13 protein-coding genes are annotated in these 16,178 nt (G+C 71.1%); 5 read left to right on the forward strand and 8 right to left on the reverse strand.

What is annotated here, in order from left to right:
• Nucleotides 1-381: 381 nt before the first annotated feature.
• Together ACFCZF_RS03420 and ACFCZF_RS03425 are read left to right on the forward strand one after the other, a co-directional pair.
• Complete coding sequence (locus ACFCZF_RS03420) at nt 382-747, forward strand: PRC-barrel domain-containing protein (RefSeq protein ID WP_376670309.1); 366 nt, start codon at nt 382-384, stop codon at nt 745-747.
• A 55-nt stretch (nt 748-802) separates the two neighbouring features.
• Nucleotides 803-1,255, forward strand: coding sequence for an ATP-binding protein (locus tag ACFCZF_RS03425; protein WP_376670198.1), 453 nt, complete (start codon nt 803-805; stop codon nt 1,253-1,255).
• A gap of 9 nt (nt 1,256-1,264) precedes the next feature.
• Here ACFCZF_RS03425 and ACFCZF_RS03430 read toward each other — a convergent pair whose 3' ends face one another.
• Nucleotides 1,265-1,699 (reverse strand): ATP-binding protein, encoded by a 435-nt coding sequence (locus ACFCZF_RS03430; RefSeq protein ID WP_375917147.1) that lies wholly within the window; start codon nt 1,697-1,699, stop codon nt 1,265-1,267.
• Between the two features lie 358 nt (nt 1,700-2,057).
• Nucleotides 2,058-3,965 carry an AMP-dependent synthetase/ligase gene (locus ACFCZF_RS03435; RefSeq protein ID WP_376670199.1) on the reverse strand — a complete coding sequence of 636 codons (1,908 nt, stop codon included), beginning with the start codon at nt 3,963-3,965 and terminating at the stop codon, nt 2,058-2,060.
• A gap of 165 nt (nt 3,966-4,130) precedes the next feature.
• Here ACFCZF_RS03435 and ACFCZF_RS03440 point away from each other — a divergent pair, with 165 nt between their 5' ends.
• Entirely contained in the window at nt 4,131-4,364 is a 234-nt protein-coding gene (locus ACFCZF_RS03440; RefSeq protein WP_210960810.1) for a DUF6480 family protein, read from the forward strand.
• Between the two features lie 44 nt (nt 4,365-4,408).
• On the opposite strand, the gene ACFCZF_RS03445 is transcribed toward ACFCZF_RS03440, so the two are convergent.
• The 6 genes from ACFCZF_RS03445 to ACFCZF_RS03470 all read right to left on the reverse strand — a co-directional run bounded on the left by ACFCZF_RS03445 (nt 4,409) and on the right by ACFCZF_RS03470 (nt 13,270).
• Nucleotides 4,409-5,500, reverse strand: a complete 1,092-nt coding sequence (locus tag ACFCZF_RS03445) for a glutamate--cysteine ligase (RefSeq protein WP_376670200.1) — start codon at nt 5,498-5,500, stop codon at nt 4,409-4,411.
• A 111-nt stretch (nt 5,501-5,611) separates the two neighbouring features.
• Entirely contained in the window at nt 5,612-7,834 is a 2,223-nt protein-coding gene (glgB, locus tag ACFCZF_RS03450; protein ID WP_376670201.1) for a 1,4-alpha-glucan branching enzyme, read from the reverse strand.
• 3 nt (nt 7,835-7,837) lie between these two features.
• Nucleotides 7,838-9,199: a maltokinase gene (locus ACFCZF_RS03455; protein ID WP_375924997.1), complete on the reverse strand. Its 1,362-nt coding sequence runs from the start codon at nt 9,197-9,199 to the stop codon at nt 7,838-7,840.
• Between the two features lie 28 nt (nt 9,200-9,227).
• Nucleotides 9,228-10,946 carry a maltose alpha-D-glucosyltransferase gene (gene treS, locus ACFCZF_RS03460; RefSeq protein WP_376670202.1) on the reverse strand — a complete coding sequence of 573 codons (1,719 nt, stop codon included), beginning with the start codon at nt 10,944-10,946 and terminating at the stop codon, nt 9,228-9,230.
• Entirely contained in the window at nt 10,943-12,943 is a 2,001-nt protein-coding gene (locus tag ACFCZF_RS03465; RefSeq protein ID WP_376670203.1) for an alpha-1,4-glucan--maltose-1-phosphate maltosyltransferase, read from the reverse strand. Before ACFCZF_RS03465 ends, treS begins: the two co-directional genes overlap by 4 nt.
• Nucleotides 12,944-12,997: 54 nt before the next feature.
• Complete coding sequence (locus tag ACFCZF_RS03470; RefSeq protein ID WP_376670204.1) at nt 12,998-13,270, reverse strand: DUF5133 domain-containing protein; 273 nt, start codon at nt 13,268-13,270, stop codon at nt 12,998-13,000.
• Nucleotides 13,271-13,509: 239 nt separating this feature from the next.
• On the opposite strand from ACFCZF_RS03470, the gene ACFCZF_RS03475 reads away from it, so the two are divergent.
• Nucleotides 13,510-14,025, forward strand: a complete 516-nt coding sequence (locus ACFCZF_RS03475; protein ID WP_375920919.1) for a pep a2 — start codon at nt 13,510-13,512, stop codon at nt 14,023-14,025.
• On the forward strand, nt 14,022-16,169 hold the full coding sequence (gene glgX, locus ACFCZF_RS03480) for a glycogen debranching protein GlgX (protein WP_376670205.1): 2,148 nt from the start codon (nt 14,022-14,024) through the stop codon (nt 16,167-16,169). The genes ACFCZF_RS03475 and glgX overlap by 4 nt, the downstream gene beginning before the upstream one ends.
• The last annotated feature ends 9 nt before the right edge of the window (nt 16,170-16,178 follow it).

Here is a 16,178-nt window from a genome sequence, read left to right on the forward strand (position 1 = left end):
CCCTCGTTCCACTCCCCAGGAGCCCTCGGAGCGAGGACTCGGAACCCCCTCCGGACCGCTGCCTGATCCGGGCGTGATGTATGGGTATTGCCGCAGTTCACGGATCTACCCAAGGCGAAAAATACGTCAGAGGCTAACCCAGGTCGCGGGTCCGAACAAAGCGGGACGTCACTCGGTGGAGCGCGGCCTCCTACGGGATGTGCCACACATGCCGGAACGGTCATGGGGTACCCGGAACGGTTGAGCCGCCGCCGATTGGCCCACTGAGCCCGAATGCGGCAGCCCGGGCCGGGTATCTGCTGCTGTGGAGCCGGCCCGGCGCGTGGCGTCGGCCCGGCCCGGCAAGGGTCACCGACGCGGGAGGGAAGGGACGGCGTGCCGATGGAGAGCATCTGGTCGTACGCGGCGGGCAGTGGTTACACGGAGGAACAGGACCTGACGGGCTGCACCGTCGTCGCGAACGACGGCACCATCGGTCACGTGGACCGCCAGGCCGACCACTTCGGCATGCGGCACCTGGTCGTCGACACCGGCGTCTGGGTCTTCGGCCGGAGCGTGCTCGTGCCGGTCGGCATGGTCAGGGGCATCGACACCGAGGCCCGTACGGTCACGGTGGCGTGCACCAGGGCGGAGGTCAAGGCCGCGCCCCGGTTCCGGACCGACAGCGAGACGATGGACCGGGAGTATCTGACGTCCGTCGGCGACTACTACCACCGGCTGCCGCCGCAGGACACCTCCGCGGACTGACCCGGCGCCGGACGACAGCACGGCGAAGACCAGGGACACCAGGGACACCACTGACATGGAATCAACCGACGGGACCACCACGGCCTCATCCGGCTTCGCGCCGTCCGGCGCACCGGCCACGGGCGCCGTGACGAGCGCGGCGACGGCACGCGCGTACGCGGAGTCGGTGGCGCGCGCGCAATGGGGATCGGGCCGCGGCGTGCGGGACGAGGACGTCGTCGACCTGCTGCTCGTGGTCTCGGAGCTGGTCACCAACGCGATCCGGCACGGCGACGGGCTGGCCGGATTCGAGATCCGGCCCATGGGCGAGGGCGTGTGGATCGCCGTTCACGACAACAGCTCGGTGGTGCCCCGGGCCGCGTACGAGTTCCCCACCAGGCACCACGGGAGCGGTTACGGCTGGCCGCTCGTCGCCCGCCTGGCCCGCGACATCGCCGTCGACCGGCACCCGGAGGGCGGCAAGTCGATCAGCGTGCTGGTACCCCTGCGCGACGCGGGCGCCCCGTGACCTGGGCGGTCACCAGGGCAGAAAGACATGGATGTCCTTGCCCCGCTCGCCGGTGACGACGCTCACCTGGTCGGACAGGGTGTGGATCAGATGCCAGCCGATGCCGCCGCCGCCGTTGCTCGGATGGAAGGGGCGCGGCGCGGGTTCGGTCGTACTCGTGTCGTGCATCACCACGTGCACTCCGTCGAAGGTCCGGCGCAGCCGCAGCGTGAACGGCCCCGGGGCGTACTGCACCGCGTTCGCCGCCAGCTCCGTGACGACCAGGAGGATGTCGTCCCAGTGCTCGGGCTGCGAGGCTGGTGACGCACGGGCCAGGTCGTAGAGGAATTCCTCCGCGACCAGGCGCGCACCGGTCACATTGTGCAGCTCCCCGGTAAAGCTGGCGGTGCGGTTCGTGATCTCCTCGGAAGCCAGTGTCCTGTCCCTACGCGACTCGGCTGCCATTTCGCCTTCCCGGCCCGGCATCGGCCGGGCGTTGTCCTTTCTTCGCTTTCCCTTCGTTTGTTAGTTCCCGTGCCGGCCGACCCTACGCGCCTCGTTGTGCGGGTCCGGGCGTGGTGGCCGGGGGTGACTGTCCCGTCACCCCCGACGAAATCCCCGGAACACAGAGCGGATTGCGCGGGAACCCGGAAGGCGGAACACAGCGATCGTGCCGGGATGGTGGTGAGCGCGTCGATCGGCGGCTTCAGCCGGTACGTGGGCGGCTGATCCGGTCGGCACACCAGGCCACGAGTGCGCGGGCGCGCCGGTACCCCACCGGCGCGTCCGCGCACGTCCGCGCCTTACCGAGCCGCTTCCGCGGTCACCGGAAGAACACGTTGTCCGAGTCCTCCCACCCGGCCGGATCCTGCGGCGGCACCGGCGGCCGGCGGTGCGACCGCGCCTCGTACATCGCGTCGATCTCGAAGGCGTAGGTCCGTACGATCTCGTCCCGGCGGAGCTTCATCGACGGGGTGAGCAGCCCGCCCGCCACGTCGAACGGATCGGGCAGGACGCGGAAGACCCGGATGGACTCCGAACGCGACACGGCACTGTTGGCCGCGGCGACGGCCCGCGCGACCTCCTCCCGCAGCGCGTTCTCCTCGCGTGCCTCACGGACCGGGGCGTCGCCCTGCAGGGCCAGGCCCGCCCGCCAGTGCGTCAGGAACTCCGGGTCGAGCGTGATCAGGGCGCCGACGCAGGGCCGGTTGTCGCCCACGACCACCGCCTGGTGGACGAGCGGGTGCATGCGCAGCCGCTGCTCCAGGGCGGTCGGTGCCACGCTCTTGCCGCCGCTGGTGATGATGACGTCCTTCTTGCGGCCCGTGATCGCCAGGTAGTTCTCGTCGTCCAGATGCCCGAGGTCCCCGGTGGCCAGCCAGCCGCCGCGCAGCACCTCCAGGGTGGCGGCCTCGTCACCGATGTACCCCTGGAACAGCGAGGGCCCGCGCACCAGGATCTCCCCGTCGTCGGCCACCCGGATCTCCATCCCGGGCAGCGGCTGCCCGACGGTGCCGGACTTCTCCCGGCCCAGCGGCTGCATCGTCAGCCCGCCGCTGGTCTCCGTCAGGCCGTAGCCGTCGTGGACGTAGACGCCGATGCCCTCGAAGAAGAGGGACAGCTCGCGGCTGAGCGGCGAACCACCGGACGTCGCGCGGCGCACCCGACCGCCGAGCGCGCTCCGCAGCCGGCGGTACACCGTCCGCTCGTACAGGGCGTGCTGGAGGCGGAGGTCGAAGCCGGGCCCCGGCCCCCTGCCCAGCCGCCGGCGCTCCAGCGCGGCGGCGAAGTCCCGCGCCGTCTCGGCGGCCCGCTCGAACAGCGCCCCGCGGCCTGCCTTCTGGGCCGTGCGCAGGAAGTTCTTGTAGAGCTTCTCCAGAACCGACGGGACGGCGTAGAAGTAGGTCGGGCGGAAGGAGCGCAGGGCCGAGGCCAGCGCCTCCTCGGTCATGGCGGGCTCGTGCGCCATGAGCAGCCCGCCCCGGACGCACAGGCTCTGGATCATCAGCCCGTACACGTGGGAGAAGGGCAGGAAGGCCAGGACGGCGCCCTGCTCCCCGGGCGGCGCGACCGTGTGGCCCCAGCCCTCGATCAGCGTGTCGCACGGACTGGCCAGGCTGCGGTGGCTCAGCGCGCAGCCCATGGCGCGGCCGGACGTGCCCGAGGTGTAGGCGACGACCGCGGTGGAGTCCGGCAGCACGATGCGGCGCATGGAGTCGACCGTGGCGAACGGGAGGAACTCGCCGCGCGCCACGAGCGTGTCCATCGCGCCCGCGTCCAGTTGCCAGACATGGCGCAGCGAGGGCAGCGACGCGCACACCGAGCCGACGGTCATCACGCTCTGCTCGTCCTCGACCACCACGGCGACACAGCCGGCGTCCCGCAGGATCCACTCGACCTGGTCGCGTGAGGAGGTCGGATAGATCGGCACGACCTCGGCACCCACCGTCCACAGCGCGTAGCTGAAGACCGTCCACTCGTACCGGGTGCGGGCCAGGATCGCCACGCGGTCGCCCGGCGAGATCCCGCACGCGATCAGCCCCTTGGCCAGGTCGGCCACCTCGTCGCGGAACTCCACGGCCGTCACCTCGTGCCAGACCGTCGAGTCCGGCCCGGTACGGCGGGCGAGCATCGGCAGGGTCGGACTGAGGGCAGCCGTCTCGAAGAGGCTGTCGGCGAGCCCGCCGGTCAGGGGCGAGACGGCCCGGGGAGCGAGAGCGAGGTCGCGCATGCGCTGGCTCCTGACATGTACGGACGGTGGACCCCACGGACGAGCACCGACGAGCACCGTGATCGGCCGTGCTCGGAATGTAGCGGAGCCGCAGGCGGCGGGGGGCCGGGACGGCGGAAGTGTTCCCGCCTGGTGATCTCGGCCGGATCGGGGGACCCGGACGGCATGAGCTATACGAACCCCGACCCGGAACCCGAACGCACCACCGGACTGGAACAGGGAGGCGGTGTGCCGCCTGGCGAGACCCCGCCGGGGGAGAGCAGCATGTCCGAGGCGGGCCCGTGGGAGGGCAACAACCCTTCCAAGGGCTGGGCCAAGGCGCCCCTGACCGTGATCCTCGCGCTGGTGCTGCTGGTCGCGGCGGGCTTCCTGGGGTACGCCCTGGTCCTGATCCTCTGAGGAGGTCCGAGGAGGTCCGAGGAGCGACGGCCCCGCGGGGCGTCTCAGGCCGCCTGAGTACGGCGTACGCACTCGGTGACGACGTCCCGCAGGCTGCCGGTGCGCTCCAGCAGTTCGCGCTGCACCCGGGCCCCGTTGCCGTGCCGCAGCAGTTCGCCGACGCCGTCCCGCACCCGGTCGAGGTCGCCGTCGGCGGCCAGCGCGTCCCCGACGTGGTCCAGCAGCGCCCGTACGACCGTCTCGGCCGGCATCCGCCGCATCGTCGCGGGGTGCAGCAGTTCCTCCGTCAGCCCGGACCGGGCCGCCCGCCAGGCCGCGAGCCGCAGCAGGCTCACACTGTGCTCGGCCGGCTCCGCGCCCTCCCGCCACTCCCGCGCGGCCGTGTCGACCAGCGCGCGGGCGAGGGCGGCGACGACGACGGCCGTCCCCGCGTCCAGGCAGACGTCCGCGACGCGGAACTCGACCGTCGGGTAGCGCTGGGACAGCCGGACGTCGAAGTAGATCATCCCGTCGTCGAGGATCGTGCCGGTGGCGAGCATGTCCGCGACCCGCCGGTGATAGGTCTCCGCCGAGCCGAACAGTTCCGTCGGACCGGCCGACGGCCAGCGCTGCCAGACCCGGCTGCGATAGCTGCTGTAGGAGGAGTCCCTGCCCTGCCAGAACGGCGAGTTCGCGCTGAGCGCGGCCAGCACCGGCAGCCAGGGCCGCACCCGGTCGATCACCGCGACGCCCTCCTCGTCGGACTCCACCGAGACGTGCACGTGGCAGCCCAGGACGAGCTGTTCCTGGACCACGACGCCGTACTGGTCGGCCATCCAGTCGTAGCGGCGGTTCACGCCGATGGAGGGGGTCACCGGCAGCGGCGACGTCGCCAGCGCGGCCACGGCGCAGCCGATCCCCCCGGCGTGCCCCCCGGCCTCCTCACGGCAGCGGACGATCTCCGCGTGCAGCCGCTCCATGTCCGACTGCGGATGCGTGGCGAACTCGAGCATCTGCTCGTGCAGTTCCTTCTCGAACACGTCCTGCTCGGCATCGTCCAGTGAGGCCCGGGCGAGCACGGCGGCGGACAGTGCCCGCGGCTCGCCGGTCTCGGGGTCGACCAGGAGGAGCTCCTCCTCCACTCCGACGGTGCGCACGTGGTGCCGCCTTTCTGTGGGCCCGGCCGCGGCGGCGACGAGGTCTGCTCGGTCGTTGGACCACCGACTGCCCCGGGAAGGCGGTCGGACACCTGGTCGCGCCGCCGCGGCTCACAGGGCGTACGGCATCAGCCACACCGTCGCCAGCGGCGGAAGGGTGATCCGCAGGCTCCCGTCCTCGGGCTTGACCGGGTCGGGGTTGCCCACACCGCTGCCGCCGTACTCCTCGGCGTCGGTGTTGAGCACCTCCTGCCAGGCGGTGACCTCGTCGCCGACGGCGAGACCGTACTCGTGCCGGACGACCGGGGAGAAGTTCGACACCGCCAGCAGCGGAGTGCCGTCGGCACCGAACCGCAGGAACGCGAAGATGTTGTCCTCGGCCGCGTCCACCGCGACCCACCGGAAACCGGCCGGATCGGTGTCGCGCTGCCACAGGGCCGGCGTCCGCCCGTAGCGGGTGTTGAGCTCGCGGACCAGGTCCTGGATCCCGCGGTGGTCGGACGCCGAGTGGTACCCCTCGTCGAGCAGCCACCACTCGGGGCCCTGCTCCTGCGACCACTCGGCGCCCTGCGCGAACTCCTGCCCCATGAAAAGCAGTTGCTTGCCCGGATGCGCCCACATGAAGCCGAGGTAGGCGCGGACGTTCGCCCGCCGCTGCCACCAGTCGCCCGGCATCTTCGACACCAGCGCCTGCTTGCCGTGCACCACCTCGTCGTGGGAGATCGGCAGGCAGTAGTTCTCGCTGTAGGCGTACACCATCGAGAAGGTCATCTCGTGGTGGTGGTACTTGCGGTGCACCGGCTCGTGCGCGACGTACTCCAGCGAGTCGTGCATCCAGCCCATGTTCCACTTCAGGCCGAACCCGAGCCCACCGGCGTCGGTCGGCCGGGTCACCCCGCCCCACGCGGTCGACTCCTCGGCGATGGTCACCACGCCGGGGCAGCGCCGGTAGACGGTCGCGTTCATCTCCTGGAGGAACGCCATGGCCGCCAGGTCCTCCCGGCCGCCGTACTGGTTGGGCTCCCACTGGTCCGAGTCGCGCGAGTAGTCCAGGTAGAGCATCGAGGCGACCGCGTCGACGCGAAGCCCGTCGATGTGGAACTCCTCGCACCAGTACACCGCGTTCGCCACGAGGAAGTTGCGCACCTCGGTACGGGCGAAGTCGAAGGTGTAGGTGCCCCAGTCCGGGTGGGTCGCGCGGCGCTCGTCCCCGGGCTCGTACAGCGGGTCCCCGTCGAAGCGGGCCAGCGCCCAGTCGTCCTTCGGGAAGTGCGCCGGCACCCAGTCCATGATCACGCCGATCCCGGCCCGGTGCAGGGCGTCGACCAGGTACCGGAATTCGTCGGGCGAGCCGAGGCGCGCGGTCGGTGCGTAGAAGCCGGTGACCTGGTAGCCCCAGGACGGGCCGTACGGGTGCTCGGCGACCGGCATCAGCTCGACGTGGGTGAAGCCGAGGTCCTTGACGTACGCGGGCAGCTCCTCGGCCAGCTCGCGGTAGGACAGCCCCGGCCGCCAGGACGCCAGGTGCACCTCGTACACCGAGAACGGCGCCTCGTGCACGGGCGTCGCGGCCCGGGTCCGCAGCCACTCCCCGTCGCCCCACTCGTACGCCGAGGCGGTCACCACGGACGCGGTGTTCGGCGGCTCCTCCGCCGCACGGGCCATCGGGTCGGCCTTGAGGAACCGGTGGCCGTACCGCGAGTGGATCTCGAACTTGTACCGGGTGCCCTCGCCGACGCCCGGCAGGAACAGCTCCCACACCCCGGACGAACCGAGCGAGCGCATCGGGAACGCCGTGCCGTCCCAGTGGGTGAAGTCCGTGGCGACCCGCACCCCCTGGGCGTTCGGCGCCCACACCGTGAACCGGGTGCCGGTGACACCCTCGTGGGTCGTCGGATGCGCGCCGAGCGCCTGCCACAGCTGCTCGTGCCGGCCCTCGCCGATCAGGTGCAGGTCGAGCTCGCCGAGGGCGGGCAGGAAGCGGTACGGGTCGTGCGTCTCCTGCTCGCCCTCCTCGTACGTCACGACGAGGGTGTACGCGGGGATCTCCGCCAGCGGCAGCACCCCGGAGAAGAGACCGTCCTCCTCCGACACGAGGCCGTGGCGCTCGCCGGCCACGACCACGCTCACCTCGCGGGCGAACGGGCGCAGCGCCCGGAACGCGACACCGCCCGGGACCTGGTGGGCGCCGAGCAGGGCGTGCGGGTCGTGGTGGGCGCCCGCCAGCAGGCGCCCGCGGTCGGTCGGGTCGAGGGGCGGGGCGGTTCCGCACGCACCGGGGGTGGGCGGGACGGGACCGGACGGCTCGGGGAGCGAGGTGTCGCGGAGGTCCACGGGTCAGTCTCCTCTCACGGCGAGTCGTTCGATCGCCGCCATGGGTACGGGAAGCCAGTCGGGGCGGTGCCGGGCCTCGTACAGCACCTCATACACGGCGCGGTCCGTCTCGTAGGCGCGCAGCAGGCCGTGCTTCTTACGGGGGTCCCATCCGGCGCGGGCGGCGTAGCCGGCGCAGAACGCCTCCCGGCAGCGGCGCGCCCACTCGGGGCGCCACGGGCGGCGCTGCCGGGCGGCGTAGTCGAAGGAGCGCAGCATGCCCGCGATGTCCCGCACGGGGGAGTGGGCGCTGCGCCGTTCGGACAGCGGGCGGGACGGCTCGCCCTCGAAGTCGATGACGAACCAGTCCCGGCCGGCCCGCAGCACCTGCCCCAGATGCAGGTCGCCGTGGATGCGCTGGGCGGGCGGTCCGGAGTCGCAGGTGGACAGCGCCGCGAAGGCCGCCCGCAGACCGGGGACGAAGGGCTGCAGGGCCGGTACGCAGTGCGCGGCGGCGGTCAGCCGCTCGGTCATCGCCGCCGCCGTCCGGCCGTTCTCCCCGGGCGGGCCGGCCGGGAACGCCGAGGCCAGCGCGAGGTGCACGTCGGCCATCGCCCGCCCCAGCTCGCGGGCCTGCACGGTGAAGTCGTCCCCGGAGGCCAGCGCGTTCAGGGAGAGGGTCCAACCGTCCGAGGCGTCGTGCAGGAACGGCTGGAGCACGCCGAGCGTCGCCTCGTAGGGATGGGTCGTCCGCATCCACGCCACCGGCGCCGGGACCCGGCCGCAGCCCTGCCTGGCCAGCGCGTCCGGCACCTCCAGGTCGGGGTTGACGCCGGGCTGGATGCGCCGGAACAGCTTCAGGATGAACTCGTCGCCGTAGATCAGCGAGGAGTTGGACTGCTCGGCGTCCAGCAGCCGCGGCACGAGCCCGCCGGGCACCGGCCGTGCGGGGTCGGACTCGAAGCGCAGCGGTCCCGCCTTGCCGGGGTGCCTGAGCCGTTCCAGGAGCAGCTGGGCCGACCGGGGGTCGTGCAGCGCGTCGTAGACCGTCCGGCCGGCCAGCGGGCCGTCCTGCACCTGCCCGATGATCGCCCGGCCCAGGCGCGGCGATGGCTGCTCGCGCACGCCGAGCAGCAGCTGGTAGCAGTCGCCGGCCGGGGGAGCGCCGCCCGGGGCGGGCACGGGGCCCTGCCCGGTGTGCACCAGGAGATGCAGACAGCCCGGGAAGAGCTCGGTCATCGACAGCAGACCGAGCTCGGCCACGAGCCGGTCCTTGCCCGCGAACCAGCGCTGGCGCGGCAGCCACTCCCGCAGCAGCTCGCCGAGCGAGGCCATGGTCTCGGCGAGATGCCCGCGTCTCGGGCGCAGGGGTGCGGTCTTCGGCATGGTGACGCGTCCTTTCCTCGGCCCACGCTCAAACGCGGCGGCCGATGCGGGATGCGACTCGGGTGAGCCGGAACCAGTAGAAGCCGTGGCCCCCGAGGGTCAGCAGGTACGGCAGTTCGCCGATGGCGGGGAAGCGGACTCCGCCGAACAGCTCGACCGGATGGCGTCCGGCGAACTCCCGCAGGTCGAGTTCGGTGGGCTGCGCGAACCGCGCGAAGTTGTTCACGCACAGCACCAGGTCGTCCTCATATTCCCGCAGGAAGGCCAGTACCGCTGGGTTGGAGGAGGGCAGTTCGGTGTAGGTGCCCAGGCCGAAGGCGGGGTTCTGCTTGCGGATCTCGATCATGCGGCGGGTCCAGTGCAGCAGGGAGGACGGCGAGGCCATGGACGCCTCGACGTTCGTCACCTGGTAGCCGTAGACCGGGTCCATGATGGTCGGCAGGAACAGGCGTCCCGGGTCGCAGGTCGAGAAGCCTGCGTTGCGGTCCGGTGTCCACTGCATCGGGGTCCGTACGGCGTCGCGGTCGCCGAGCCAGATGTTGTCGCCCATGCCGATCTCGTCGCCGTAGTACAGGATCGGCGAACCCGGGAGGGCGAGCAGCAGCGCGGTGAACAGCTCGATCTGGTCGCGGTCGTTGTCCAGGAGGGTGGCGAGCCGGCGCCGGATGCCGATGTTGGCGCGCATGCGCGGGTCCTTGGCGTACTCCGCGTACATGTAGTCCCGTTCCTCGTCGGTGACCATTTCGAGGGTCAGCTCGTCGTGGTTGCGCAGGAAGATGCCCCACTGGCAGCCGGACGGGATGGCCGGGGTCTTGGCGAGGATCTCGGAGACCGGGTAGCGGGACTCGCGGCGTACGGCCATGAAGATCCGGGGCATGACCGGGAAGTGGAACGCCATGTGGCACTCGTCGCCGCCGGCGGCGTAGTCGCCGAAGTAGTCGACGACGTCCTCCGGCCACTGGTTGGCCTCCGCAAGCAGCACGGTGTCGGGATAGTGCGCGTCGATCTCGCGGCGGACGCGCTTGAGGAACTCGTGGCTGGCGGGCAGGTTCTCGCAGTTGGTGCCCTCTTCGGCGTACAGATAGGGCACGGCGTCGAGACGGTAGCCGTCGACGCCCAGGTCCAGCCAGAACTTCAGCGCCGCCAGCATCTCCTCCTGGACGGCCGGGTTCTCGTAGTTCAGGTCCGGCTGGTGGGTGAAGAAGCGGTGCCAGTAGTACTGCCCGCGGACCGGGTCGAAGGTCCAGTTGGACGCCTCGGTGTCGACGAAGATGATGCGGGCGTCGGAGTACCGGGTGTCGTCGTCCGCCCAGACGTAGTAGTCGCCGTACGGGCCGTCGGGGTCCCTGCGCGACTCCTGGAACCACGGGTGCTGGTCGCTGGTGTGGTTCATGACGAAGTCGATGATCACGCGCATGCCGCGCTGGTGGGCGGCGTCCACGAACTCGACGAAGTCGGCCAGGTCGCCGAACTCGGGCAGCACGGCGGTGTAGTCGGAGACGTCGTAACCGCCGTCGCGCAGGGGCGACTTGAAGAAGGGCGGGAGCCACAGACAGTCCACGCCCAGCCATTGCAGGTAGTCCAGCTTGGCGGTGAGGCCCTTGAGGTCACCGACGCCGTCGCCGTTGCTGTCCTGGAAGGAGCGGACGAGGACCTCGTAGAAGACGGCTCGTTTGAACCAGTCCGGGTCACGGTCCTTGGCCGGTGTGTCCTCGAATTTGTCCGGCACGGGCTCGTTCACGGTCATGAGGCTCCTGACCCTCCGTTCTGGGGCGTGGCGGCGGACGGCCGGCGGACGTGGAAGACGTGAGCGGGGGTCCGGCCGGGCTCCAGCCGGACGTAGTTCGTCCGGCCCCAGTGGTAGGTCTCGTCCGTGAGTTCGTCGTGGACCGGCACCGTCTCGTGCCAGTCCAGGCCGAGCTGCGGCATGTCGAGCGAGATCGTGGCCTCCTGGGTGCGGTGGGGATCGAGGTTGGCTACCACCAGCACGACGTCGGGCCCCACGCGCTTGCTGTACGCGATCAGCGCGTCGTTGTCGGTCCGGTGGAAGCGCAGGTTCCTGAGCCGGTGCAGCGCGGGGTGGTTACGCCGGATGGTGTTGAGCCGGCTGATGAGGGGGGCGATGGTGGTGCCCTCGCGGGCGGCGGTGGCCCAGTCGCGGGGTTTGAGCTGGTATTTCTCGCTGTCGTGGTATTCCTCGCTGCCTTCGCGCAGGGGGGTGTTCTCGCAGAGTTCGTAGCCGCTGTAGATGCCCCAGGTGGGGGAGAGGGTGGCGGCGAGGACGGCGCGGACCTCGAAGGCGGGGCGGCCGCCGTGCTGGAGGTAGGCGTGCAGGATGTCGGGGGTGTTGGCGAAGAAGTTGGGCCGCATGTAGGAGGCGGCGTCCCCCGAGAGTTCGGTGAGGTACTCGGTGAGTTCCTGTTTGGTGTTGCGCCAGGTGAAGTAGGTGTAGGACTGCTGGAAGCCGATCTGGGCCAGGGTGTGCATCATCGCGGGGCGGGTGAAGGCCTCGGCCAGGAAGATCACGTCGGGGTCGGCGCGGTTGATCTCGCCGATGACCTTCTCCCAGAAGACGACGGGTTTGGTGTGGGGGTTGTCGACGCGGAAGATCCGCACGCCGTGGTCCATCCAGTGCCGCAGGACGCGGACGGTCTCGGTGACGAGTCCCTCCAGGTCGGCGTCGAAGGCGACGGGGTAGATGTCCTGGTACTTCTTGGGCGGGTTCTCGGCGTGGGCGATGGTGCCGTCGGGGCGGTGGTGGAACCAGTCGGGGTGTTTGTGGACCCAGGGGTGGTCGGGGGAGCACTGGAGGGCGAAGTCGAGGGCGACTTCCATACCCAGGCGGGCGGCCTGGGTGACGAAGTGGTCGAAGTCGTCGAGGGTGCCGAGGGCGGGGTGGATGGTGTCGTGGCCGCCTTCGGGGGAGCCGATGGCCCAGGGGACGCCGACGTCGTCGGGGGTGGCGGAGAGGGTGTTGTTGCGGCCCTTGCGGTGGGTGGTGCCGATGGGGTGGACGGGTGGGAGGTAGACGACGTCGAAGCCCATCGCGGCGATCGCGGGCAGCCGGCGCGCGGCGGTGCGGAAGGTGCCGTGGGGCCGGGTGGGGGTGCCCTCGGAGCGGGGGAAGAACTCGTACCAGGCGCCGTACAGGGCGCGTTCGCGCTCCACGAGCAGGGGCAGCGGGTCGGAGGTGGTGACCAGCTCCCGCAGCGGATGCCGGGCCAGCACCGCGTCCACCTGAGGCGTCAACGCCGCCGCCAACCGGGTGGCCACGGGCAGCGTGTCGTCGAGCAGGGCGCCCGCGGCGGCCAGCACCTCGGCACGCCCGGCGCCCTTGGGAACTCCCGCGGCGGCCCGCCGGTACAGCTCGGCGCCCTCCTCCAGGACGAGGCCGGTGTCGATACCGGCCGGCACCTTGATGCGCGCGTGGCGCTTCCAGGTGGCGACGGGGTCGCTCCACGCCTCCACCCGGTAGGTCCAGTTGCCCGCGGCGCCCGGGGTGACCTCGGCGCCCCAGCGGTCGCTGCCCGGGGCCAGCTCCCGCATCGGCGTCCACGGGCCCGGCCGGCCCTCGGGATCCTTAAGCACGACGTTGGCGGCGACCGCGTCGTGCCCCTCGCGGAACACGGAGGCGGTGACCTCGAACGTCTCTCCCGCCACCGCCTTCGCCGGGCGTCTGCCCTGCTCCACCACCGGGTGGACGTCCCGTACCGGGATACGTCCGATTTCCACGGTCGTACTCATCCGTTCTCACCTCCGCCGTGCTCGGGGCCGGGCCACACGGCCCGGCCGTTCGGGTCAAGCCGCGCCGGAGGGGGTCTTCCGCCCCGCCGGGGCGATCAGGTCCGCCTGTTCCTGCGCATGGGTGACCAGGTTCGTTCGCAGATACCGCTCGGCGGCGTCCGCGGCCTCGCGTGCGCACCGCTTCCCCATCAGCACGCAGAGGGTGTAACCGGAGTCCTCGAAGGTGGACCGGACGCCCACGTCCGCCGGGGACGCCAGCATCGAGCGTTCCCAGGCGCGGTAACGCCGCAGCTGCCGGGCGACTTCGCTCTTCGCGGGAAGCAGCATGGCCGGTCACCTTCCGGACGGTCCGGGGGTACGGACGATCGAGTTCTTCACACATGGTGCACGGGTGGTGACGCCCCGTCTTGTTGGATCTTCAACTGCTTTCTCGTGTTGCACGAATGGACTACTGCTCTCACTCTGGAGTGACTCAGAAGCGATCAGTGCTCACGCTTCGTGTTCGGGGAGCTCGTCCCCCAAGGGACGAGGAGGAGCGAGAGCTTTCGCGGTGAGGAGCCACGACGATGAAGACCGCAGTGCCCTGCTACTACCACCTCGACGTGGAAGTGAGCCCGGAACGGGTCGGACAGGTCAGGCGCATCCTGGCCGCTCACCTCCGGTTCTGGAACCTGGAGAACCTCGTCGAACCCGTCTGCTCGGGCGCCGAAATGCTGCTCCGGGCGATCGACGAGCACGCGAGCGACAAGAACACGTCGATCGAGATGTGGTGGAACCACCAGCACCTCATCACGGCCGTGGGGGGCAACGACCACGCGCTCCGTCCCGACCAGGACCTGCGCAGCTGCCTGCAGCACCTCGCCGCCACCAGCGACGGCTGGGGCTGCTGCGCGGCCGACACCGGGGCCAAGGTCATCTGGTTCTCGCAACGCGCCCGGGCCGGCGAACGCGTCCCGCTGGTGGCGACGTCGCCGGAGCCGATCACCCAGGAGGGGCTGGAAGTGCCGCGAGAGATCATGCCGGTGGCCCGGGTGGCCGGTCCGGCCAGTAGGACGAACGGCGTTCTGGAGGAGGCCCGGTGACCCGCGCCAGGCCGAACTGGAAGGGGTCGCCCGTGTGGAGCGGGCACCCCTACCCCCTGGGGGCCGCGTACGACGGACAGGGCACCAACTTCGCACTGTTCAGCGAGGTCGCCGAACGCGTCGACCTCGTCCTCGTCGACGACGACGGCACCCACAGCACCGTCCCGCTGCCCGACGTCGACGGCTTCGTCTGGCACTGCTACCTGCCCGGCGTCGGCCCAGGGCAGCGCTACGGCTACCGGGTCCACGGTCCGTGGGCCCCTGCCGTGGGTCACCGCTGCAACCCCGCGAAGCTGCTCCTCGACCCGTACACCCGGGCCGTGGACGGAATGGTGGACAACCACGCCTCCCTCTTCGAGCGGGCCAGGGGCCGGGCCGACCCGGGCGACAGCGCCGGGCACACCATGCTCGGCGTGGTCACCGACCCGTTCTTCGACTGGGGCGACGACCGCCCGCCCGGGCGCCCGTACTCGGAGAGCGTCATCTACGAGGCCCACGTCCGCGGACTCAGCCGCACCCACCCCGACGTGCCCGAGGAACTGCGCGGTACCTACGCCGGGTTGGCGCACCCGGCGGTCGTGGAGCACTTGACCTCCCTCGGCGTGACCGCCGTGGAGCTGATGCCGGTGCACCAGTTCGTGCACGACGGCCACCTCCAGGACCGGGGCCTGTCCAACTACTGGGGCTACAACACCATCGGCTTCTTCGCGCCCCACAACGGCTACGCCGCCCTCGGCACCCGCGGGCAGCAGGTCACCGAGTTCAAGTCGATGGTCAAGACCCTGCACGAGGCCGGCCTCGAAGTGATCCTCGACGTGGTCTACAACCACACCGCCGAGGGCAACGAGAAGGGCCCCAGCCTCTCCTTCCGCGGCATCGACAACGCCTCGTACTACCGCCTGGTGGACGGCGACTGGCAGCACTACTACGACACCACCGGCACCGGCAACAGCCTGCTGATGCGGCATCCCTACGTACTCCAGCTGATCATGGACTCGCTGCGGTACTGGGTCACCGAGATGCACGTCGACGGTTTCCGCTTCGACCTCGCCGCCACCCTGGCCCGGCAGTTCCACGAGGTGGACCGGCTGTCGGCGTTCTTCGACCTCATCCAGCAGGACCCGGTGATCAGCCGCGTCAAGCTGATCGCCGAGCCGTGGGACGTCGGCGAGGGCGGCTACCAGGTGGGCAACTTCCCGCAGCTGTGGTCGGAGTGGAACGGCATGTACCGGGACGCGGTACGGGACTTCTGGCGCGGCGAGGAGCACACGCTCGGCGAGTTCGCCTCCCGGCTGACCGGCTCCTCCGACCTGTACCAGCACAGCCGGCGCCGCCCCCGCGCCAGCGTCAACTTCGTGACCGCGCACGACGGGTTCACCCTGCGCGACCTCGTGTCCTACAACGACAAGCACAACGAGGCCAACGGCGAGGGCAACCGGGACGGCGAGAGCCACAACCGCTCCTGGAACTGCGGGGCCGAGGGCGCGACGAAGGACCCGGCCGTCCGGGAGCTGCGCGGCCGCCAGCAGCGCAACTTCCTGGCCACGCTGCTGCTCTCGCAGGGCATCCCGATGCTCTGCCACGGCGACGAACTGGGCCGCACCCAGCGCGGCAACAACAACGCCTACTGCCAGGACAACGAGATCTCCTGGGTCGACTGGCGGCTGAACGAGGAGCAGCGCGCGCTGCTGGACTTCGCCCGGCGCGTCATCGCGCTGCGGGCCGGCCACCCCGTCCTGCGCCGGCGCCGCTACTTCCGCGGCGAGACCCTCACCCACGCGGACCAGCCGCTGCCCGACCTGGTGTGGCTGCTGCCGGACGCGCGGGAGATGACCGACGACGACTGGCAGCGCTCCGACGCGCACGCCGTCGGCGTCTTCCTCAACGGCGACGCCATCGCCGAACCCGACCCGTGCGGCCGGCCGGTCGAGGACGACTCCTTCCTGCTGCTGTTCAACAGCCACTGGGAGCCGACGCCCTTCCGGCTGCCCGACGCCACGTACGGCGAGCGCTGGACGACCCTGATCGACACCGCCGACCCGGACGGCGTCCCCGACGAGGCGGAGCACAAGGCGGGCACCGTGGTGACCGTCGACCAGCGCAGTCTGGTGCTGCTCTCCCGGCCGTCCCGCACCGGCCGGTGAGCGGCCCGT

Source organism: Streptomyces sp. NPDC056296 (assembly GCF_042268605.1).
In the GTDB taxonomy this organism is placed as follows: Bacteria; Actinomycetota; Actinomycetes; order Streptomycetales; family Streptomycetaceae; genus Streptomyces.

Bases quoted from the DNA above. Each gene is read 5' to 3' on its own strand.
- ACFCZF_RS03420 (WP_376670309.1), top strand. From the start codon at position 382: ATGGAGAGCATCTGGTCGTACGCGGCGGGCAGTGGTTACACGGAGGAA.
- ACFCZF_RS03425 (WP_376670198.1), top strand. From the start codon at position 803: ATGGAATCAACCGACGGGACCACCACGGCCTCATCCGGCTTCGCGCCG.
- ACFCZF_RS03430 (WP_375917147.1), bottom strand. From the start codon at position 1,699: ATGGCAGCCGAGTCGCGTAGGGACAGGACACTGGCTTCCGAGGAGATC.
- ACFCZF_RS03435 (WP_376670199.1), bottom strand. From the start codon at position 3,965: ATGCGCGACCTCGCTCTCGCTCCCCGGGCCGTCTCGCCCCTGACCGGC.
- ACFCZF_RS03440 (WP_210960810.1), top strand. From the start codon at position 4,131: ATGAGCTATACGAACCCCGACCCGGAACCCGAACGCACCACCGGACTG.
- ACFCZF_RS03455 (WP_375924997.1), bottom strand. From the start codon at position 9,199: ATGCCGAAGACCGCACCCCTGCGCCCGAGACGCGGGCATCTCGCCGAG.
- treS (WP_376670202.1), bottom strand. From the start codon at position 10,946: ATGACCGTGAACGAGCCCGTGCCGGACAAATTCGAGGACACACCGGCC.
- ACFCZF_RS03465 (WP_376670203.1), bottom strand. From the start codon at position 12,943: ATGAGTACGACCGTGGAAATCGGACGTATCCCGGTACGGGACGTCCAC.
- ACFCZF_RS03470 (WP_376670204.1), bottom strand. From the start codon at position 13,270: ATGCTGCTTCCCGCGAAGAGCGAAGTCGCCCGGCAGCTGCGGCGTTAC.
- ACFCZF_RS03475 (WP_375920919.1), top strand. From the start codon at position 13,510: ATGAAGACCGCAGTGCCCTGCTACTACCACCTCGACGTGGAAGTGAGC.